The 6,246-nt window shown below is 71.4% G+C and carries 5 protein-coding genes; 3 read left to right on the top strand and 2 right to left on the bottom strand.

The features are described 5' to 3' along the window. Window positions 1–404 precede the first annotated feature (404 nt). Window positions 405–749: a hypothetical protein gene (locus ACTB72_RS19990; RefSeq protein ID WP_463038780.1), complete on the top strand. Its 345-nt coding sequence runs from the start codon at window positions 405–407 to the stop codon at window positions 747–749. 211 nt (window positions 750–960) lie between these two features. Here the strand turns inward: ACTB72_RS19990 and ACTB72_RS19985 are convergent, their stop codons facing one another. Then, window positions 961–3,249, bottom strand: coding sequence for a xanthine dehydrogenase family protein molybdopterin-binding subunit (locus tag ACTB72_RS19985; protein ID WP_463038779.1), 2,289 nt, complete (start codon window positions 3,247–3,249; stop codon window positions 961–963). Window positions 3,250–3,484: 235 nt separating this feature from the next. On the opposite strand from ACTB72_RS19985, the gene ACTB72_RS19980 reads away from it, so the two are divergent. Continuing rightward, window positions 3,485–4,084 carry a hypothetical protein gene (locus ACTB72_RS19980; protein WP_463038778.1) on the top strand — a complete coding sequence of 200 codons (600 nt, stop codon included), beginning with the start codon at window positions 3,485–3,487 and terminating at the stop codon, window positions 4,082–4,084. 493 nt (window positions 4,085–4,577) lie between these two features. Here the strand turns inward: ACTB72_RS19980 and ACTB72_RS19975 are convergent, their stop codons facing one another. Further along, the gene (locus ACTB72_RS19975; RefSeq protein WP_463038777.1) at window positions 4,578–5,288 is read right to left on the bottom strand and encodes an HAD family hydrolase; all 711 of its coding nucleotides are present in this window, start codon (window positions 5,286–5,288) and stop codon (window positions 4,578–4,580) included. A 281-nt stretch (window positions 5,289–5,569) separates the two neighbouring features. On the opposite strand from ACTB72_RS19975, the gene ACTB72_RS19970 reads away from it, so the two are divergent. Further along, window positions 5,570–6,010 (top strand): acyl-CoA thioesterase, encoded by a 441-nt coding sequence (locus ACTB72_RS19970; RefSeq protein WP_463038776.1) that lies wholly within the window; start codon window positions 5,570–5,572, stop codon window positions 6,008–6,010. Window positions 6,011–6,246 lie beyond the last annotated feature (236 nt).

Below are 6,246 nucleotides of genomic sequence, written 5' to 3'. Positions count from 1 at the left end.
AGGGCCGCCGGGCCAGAGCGGAGGGGCGGGGGCGGAGGCGGGCGGCATGTCGTTCGCCGGTGCGGAACCGACGGCGGCGCCCTGGTCCGGCGCCCTGCCGCGATTCCCTCGGCAGGTGGGGCGAGGCGCGTCGCGGTCGCCGGCATCGGGCTCGTGAAGCGAGGTCATGGACGCATTCTGCCTCGAGGAAGTTGAGAACCCGTGGCGGCGTCGACACGCGGACGAGGGTTTCGCGTCGGATGACGCGGCGCGGAGCTGTGGCGCGCGAGGCGCCCTGTTGACTCATCCTTCATTTAAAATGTTTGGAATTTCAATGTCGCCCGGAGGGGGTCGGCTTTCCGCCTCATTTACCTCGCAGGTGACATGGGAGTGCCGGTGGGAACTGGTGTAGTGGGAAACGTGAGATGCGTGATCTTATCTTTATCGACTGCGGCGCCGACGCGGCTGCGAAGGCGGCGGACTGGGCGGGGGCGGCTCTGGCCCGCGCCGGGCTGCCGGCCTGCGAGGCGGGGGCCGCCGCGGGGCGCCTGGCCGAAGGCGTGCGGGTGGCGGCGGGCTGCTTCGCCGGCGGCGGGCCGCTGGCCTTGCTGGTGCTGACCGACGAGGGCGGCGCCCTGAACTTCGAGCTGGTCGCCGACGGCGATCCGCATCGCGGCGCGGCCCAGGTCTGCGAAGAGGCGATGTGGGTGTCCGAACGGCGCGTGGCCGGCGGCAACGCCTTCCAGCTGCGGATGCCGGCGCGGGGCTGAGGCTTCCACGCAGGCCGCCGGCGCCTGCCGGCGGGGGCGCTTCCGGACGCAGGGGGCGAGGCATCGAGCCACGACGCCCCGCCCCCCGCGCCCGCCGAACCCGCCGGGTGAATTCGCCGGCGCGAGACATGGATCGAGAGACGCGGCACGACAGAGAAAAGGGCGCCGTCCCGGCCGGGACGGCGCCCTTCTTCTTCGCTGAACGCCCCGCTCAGGCGGCCTGAAGCGCTTTCCACACCCGCTGCGGGGTGAAGGGCGGCGTCGCAATGGTCACGCCCCGCGTGCGCAGCGCGTCCTGCATGGCGAGCGAGATCGCGGGAATGCCGCCGACGCAGCCGGCCTCGCCGCAGCCCTTCACGCCGAGCGGGTTGGTGGTGCAGCGCACCTCGTTGAGCTTGAACGAGAATTCCGGGAAATCCGCGGCCCGGGGCATCTGGTAGTCCATGAAGCTGGCCGAAAGCGGCTGCGCGGTCTCGGGGTCCCAGGCCATGGTCTCGCCCATCGCCTGGCCCGCTCCTTGCGCGATTCCGCCATGGACCTGGCCCTCGACCAGCAGCGGATTCACCACCACGCCGAAATCGTCGACGATGGTGTAGCGGGTGAGGTGCGATTCGCCGGTCTCGGGGTCGACCTCCATCTCCGCCACATGGCAGCCGTTGGGGAAGGTGGCGGTGCGCTCGTCGACGCCGCCCTGGCCCTGCAGGCCGTTCATCTGGCCGGCCACTTCGAACAGGGTCACCGACTTGTCGGTGCCCTTGATGCGGAAGCGGCCGCCCTCCTCCACGGAATATTCGATATCGCCGACGGCGGCCTCCAGCAGCTCGGCGGCGCCGTCCATGCCCTTTTCGATGATCTGGTCGGCGGCCTGGATGAAGACGCGGCTCGCCATGATCAGCGAGCGGGAACCGCCGGTGCCGCCGCCGGTCTCCAGCAGGTCCGAATCGCCGGCCAGCAGCTCGACCTGGTCGAGGCTGACGCCCAGCTTGTCGTGGATCACCTGGGCCCAGACGGTTTCGTGCCCCTGGCCGGTGGACTGGGTGCCGACGGCGGTGCGGACTTTGCCCTCGGGCAGCACGTCGAGAATCGCCCGCTCCTGCGGTCCGCCGCCGGTGCGCTCGAAATAATAGACCACGGCCGTGCCCAGCAGCTTGCCGCGCGATTCGGCCTCGGCCCGCCGCGCGGGGAAGCCGGCCCAGTCGGAGGCGGCCAGCGCGTCGTCGAGGTTGCGGCCCGGATCGGCCGAGTCGAACACGCAGCCGCCATGGGTGGTGTAGGGGATCTGGGCGGGGGTGATCAGGTTCAGGCGACGGAATTCGGCCCGGTCCATACCGAATTCGAGGGCCGCCTCCTCCATGAGCTGTTCGGTGATGTGGATCATCTCCGGGCGCCCGGCGCCGCGATAGGCGTCCGTGGGAGTGGTGTTGGTGAAGGCGCCGCGGGTCTCGTGCCAGAACACCGGCACGTCATACATGCCCCCGGTGATCGGCGACGAGAAGAACGAGTGAATCGCCGCGCCGAAGGTCGAGTAATAGGCGCCGAGATTGGACACCGAGCGCATCCGCATCGCCAGCACGCGGCCGGTCTCGTCGAAAGCGCCTTCGGCCCAGGTGCGCAGGTCGCGGGCCTGCGCGTCGGAGAGGAAGGCCTCGGACCGATCCGCGGTCCAGCGCACCGGGCGGCCGAGTTCGCGGGCGGCGAGCGTCACCAGCGCGTCCTCGGGATGGGCCTGCAGCTTCATGCCGAAGCCGCCGCCGACATCGGGGGTCTGCACGCGGATGGTCTGCGGGTCGACGCCGAGCTGACGGGCAAGCTTGCCGCGCAGGTTGTGCGAGCCTTGCGTGCCGGCGAAGATCGACCAGCGGGCGTCCTCGGCGAGCCACTCGGCCCGGCAGGCCCGCGGCTCCATCGAGGCGACGACCACGCGCTGGTTGATCACCTCCACCGAGACGGTGCGGGCGGCGGCGGCGAAGACGGCGTCGGTGGCGGCCTTGTCGCCGACCGACCAGGTGTAGGCGAGGTTGCCGGGCGCTTCGGAATGCAGCTCGGGCGCGCCGGCCTCCAGCGCCGCGGCGCCGTCGATGACCACGGGGGATTCGTCGACGTCGAATTCGATCATCTCGGCGGCGTCGCGGGCCTGGGCCAGCGTCTCGGCCACGACGAAGGCCACCGGCTGGCCGGCGAAGCGCACGGCGCCCGACGCGAGATGCGGCATGGTCACCGGCTTCACCGGCTCGGCGCCGGTCGATTCCATCGGGAAGTCGTTGGTCAGCGGATGGATGCGGCCTTCGATCTCGGCATAGGTCCAGACAAGTTTGACGCCGGGGGCCTCGCGGGCCTCGGTCACGTCCAGCGCGGCGATTCGCCCATGTCCGGTGGTCGAGCGGAACACATAGGCGCAAAGGTCGCCAGGCAGGCTGAGATCGTCCAGATAGCGCCCCTCGCCTCGCAGGAACCGAGCGTCCTCCTTGCGGCGAATGGGCTGGCCAAGACCGAATTTCATTGGAATCTCCGCGCATTATGAGAGGGCGCAGTCAGGTTCGCCGCCACGCCGGCGACAGCCTACCCCGGAGCGCGCGGCAAGGGCAATCGCTGCGCTGCCAGGCGGTTCCTGAAGATTTCATGAGCAATCTTCTGGTCTTGGCTCTGTCGCTCCGGTAACCTCACAGAGTGTCTAGAGCGTTCGTGTGGTGTTGCCTGGTTTGGAGTGTTTTGGCGTGCGTGGTGACGACAGACTGATGACGATCCTTACCGGGATCGTCCTGACCGTCGCGCTTGGCGCAGTCGCGCAGCGCGGCGAAATTTTCGGAAACCTCGGCGTCGGACCCGGCTTCGAACCCCGGGACGACGTGGTCTCCGCGGCCGCCGGCGGCGCTTACATGATCGACGTGACCGCGAACGACCGCGGCGCCTCCCGGGATGACGGGCGGCGCATGCTTATTGTCGCGGCGCCGGGCTGCGGGGTCGCCTACCGACGCGACGGCCAGGTGCTGTATGATGGCGCCGGCTGCGTCGGGCCGCAGCGGCTCAGCTACTGCGTGGCCCAGGGCGACGACTGCAAGGGCGCCGAGCTGACCATTGTGCTGCGCGAAGAAGCGGATGCGGCCAAGGCCGCGCCGTCCAGCGTCTCCAACACCCCCGTCACCCGTCTGGCCGAAGCGCCGTCGCGCGAATGGCTCGCCACGGTCAGCGACCAGCCGGGGCATCCGGGCTTCCGCTCCGAACCCGATCGGCGCCCGGCGGAGGGAGCGCTGGTCGGCATGACCTCGGCGCTGGGCTCGCTGGCGCCGGGGGTGGACGGGGCGGCCGCCGACGCGGCGGCGAAGATCGCCGATTGACCGCTCCGCCCGCTGCGGCGCGAGACGCGCGGAGCGGACGCGAGACGCACAGGAGTTGACCTAACCGGCGCGACGCATCCTGGGCCGGGTGGGAAAGACGGGTTCGCCCCGCGGCGCCGGACATGAAGAGGAGCGCCTCCGGCGTTTCGCTGTGCGGCGCTTTCGTGTTCGGGGGTTGGTTCGGGGTCTGGGGCGTGTTCAGGGCCTCGGGGCGGCGCGCCCGTCGGTTCCCGGCAGCACGTCGCCGCGTTCCTGGCCCGCGTTCCTGGCGGGTGCGGATTTCGCCCTCGAAGGCGATGATGTGCAGGATCCGGGCGCCGGTGCGGGCGCTGTCGTCGACGATTTCCGCGATATCCTGCGGTCAGCAGGTCATGATGCGCCATCGCCGGCGCCGGCGCATCTGGCCCGATATCCGGGTGGCGCCCATGTCTTCGAGCGTGACGGGGGCGGCTGTTGCGCGGCCCGGCCCAGGCAGGTGAAAACGGGGGGAGTCTCAGCGCAGCAGCGCCGGCAGGTCGGCGATGGAGGCGATGACGTGGTCGGCATGGGGGGCCAGCGTCTCGCGATCGGCCGGCCCGGTCAGCACGCCCACCACCAGCCCCGCCCCTGCCGCGCGACCGGCGCCGAGATCGTGCAGGCTGTCGCCGATCATCGCGATCTCCGCCGGGGCCACGCCCACGGCGCGCGCGAAGGCCAGCACCATGCCCGGCCCCGGCTTCAGCCCGTGGCCGCTGTCGTAGCCGGCGAAGAAGTCGAACTGGTCGGCGATGCCGAGCGCCGCCATATGGGCGCGGGCCGGGGCCTCGGCGTCATGGGTGGCGATGCCGAGCGCGAGACCGCGGGCGCGGAACCCCGCCATCAGGCCCGCCATGTCGGGCGCGGCGGGATGGGGGCCGGCGTCCTGGGTCTGCGCCGCGCGTTGGTTGGCCTGCCGCTCGATCCGGCGGGCGTCGCCGCCCGGGATCTCGGCGGCCCAGAGCGCCGCCACCTCCGCCGTCGAGCCCGCCACGATCGGGGACCCCGCCCGGAACCGGCCCGAGACCGGGTCGAGCCCCGCGATCTCCGACATCCGGTTGCGCAAGGCGGCGCGATGCGGCTCGGCGCCGGGAACCAGCTCTTCCAGCAGGTCCTGCACGAGGCCGCGCCAGGAGGCGTCGAAGTCGAGCAGGGTTCCGTCCTTGTCGAACAGGATGGCGCGGATCATCGGCGGCTCCGGGTGGTTGCTGACGCGGCGGCTTGCGGGGGGTGATAGCGCGCGGGGCGCGACGGCGAAAGCCGCGGCGGCGCGTGCGCAGGGAAGCGGACAGGGCCAGGGCCGCGGCGGGGCTTGAAGGCGGGCGGGGGGCTTGCTCCCGGACGGGGGGCGTTGGAGGATGCATTCGCGCGGGTATGTCCGCCCGCGCGTCCATGCGAATCTCCAGGCCGGCAGGCGCGCCGCAGACGCCGCCGCCGGCCCCGCCAACCCCATCCGAGGAAAACGCCCCGATGAAAACCCCGCGCCCCTCCCGCGCCGACTACGTGCGCTTCGTGCCGATGACCACGCGGCTGAGGGACAACGACCAGTACCTGCATATGAATAATGTAGTTTATTATGAATATTTCGACTCGGCCGTGAACGAATGGCTGATGGAGGTCCCGAAACTGATCCTCCCCGCCGGGCCCTGCATCGGCATCGTCGCCGACACCCAGTGCACCTTCTACGCCGAGGTGAAGTGGCCGCAGCGGGTCGAGGTGGCGATGCGGGTGGACCGGATCGGCAATTCCTCGCTGACCTACGGGCTCGCCCTGTTCGCCGAGGGCGAGGAGCTGGCCAACGCCGCCTGCCGCTACGTGCATGTCTATTGCGACGGCGCCATCCGGCGGCCCGAGCCGCTGCCCGGTTTTCTGATCGAGGCTGCGAAGACCCTGGTGGTCGACAAGGGCTGAGGCAGGCGCCGAGGCGGGTTCGCACCCGCCCTGCATCGGTGGGGCCGGCGGGCGGAAATCCGTCGGCCCGCCTGTTGGGGGGGAGCCGCGCGCCCGCCGTCTCGCCGGTTTCCCCGGGGCGCCCGCGCGGCGTCGCATCGTGGCGCGGGGGGCGACGGGGCAGACCTCGCCGGTCCGGAGACGGCGTCGCCGGCGCCCCCGCTGCCACGCCGCGCGGGCGAGCCGCCTCGACCCGC

Source organism: Albimonas sp., assembly GCF_055129145.1.
This window is presented reverse-complemented; position numbering and strand designations above follow the sequence as displayed.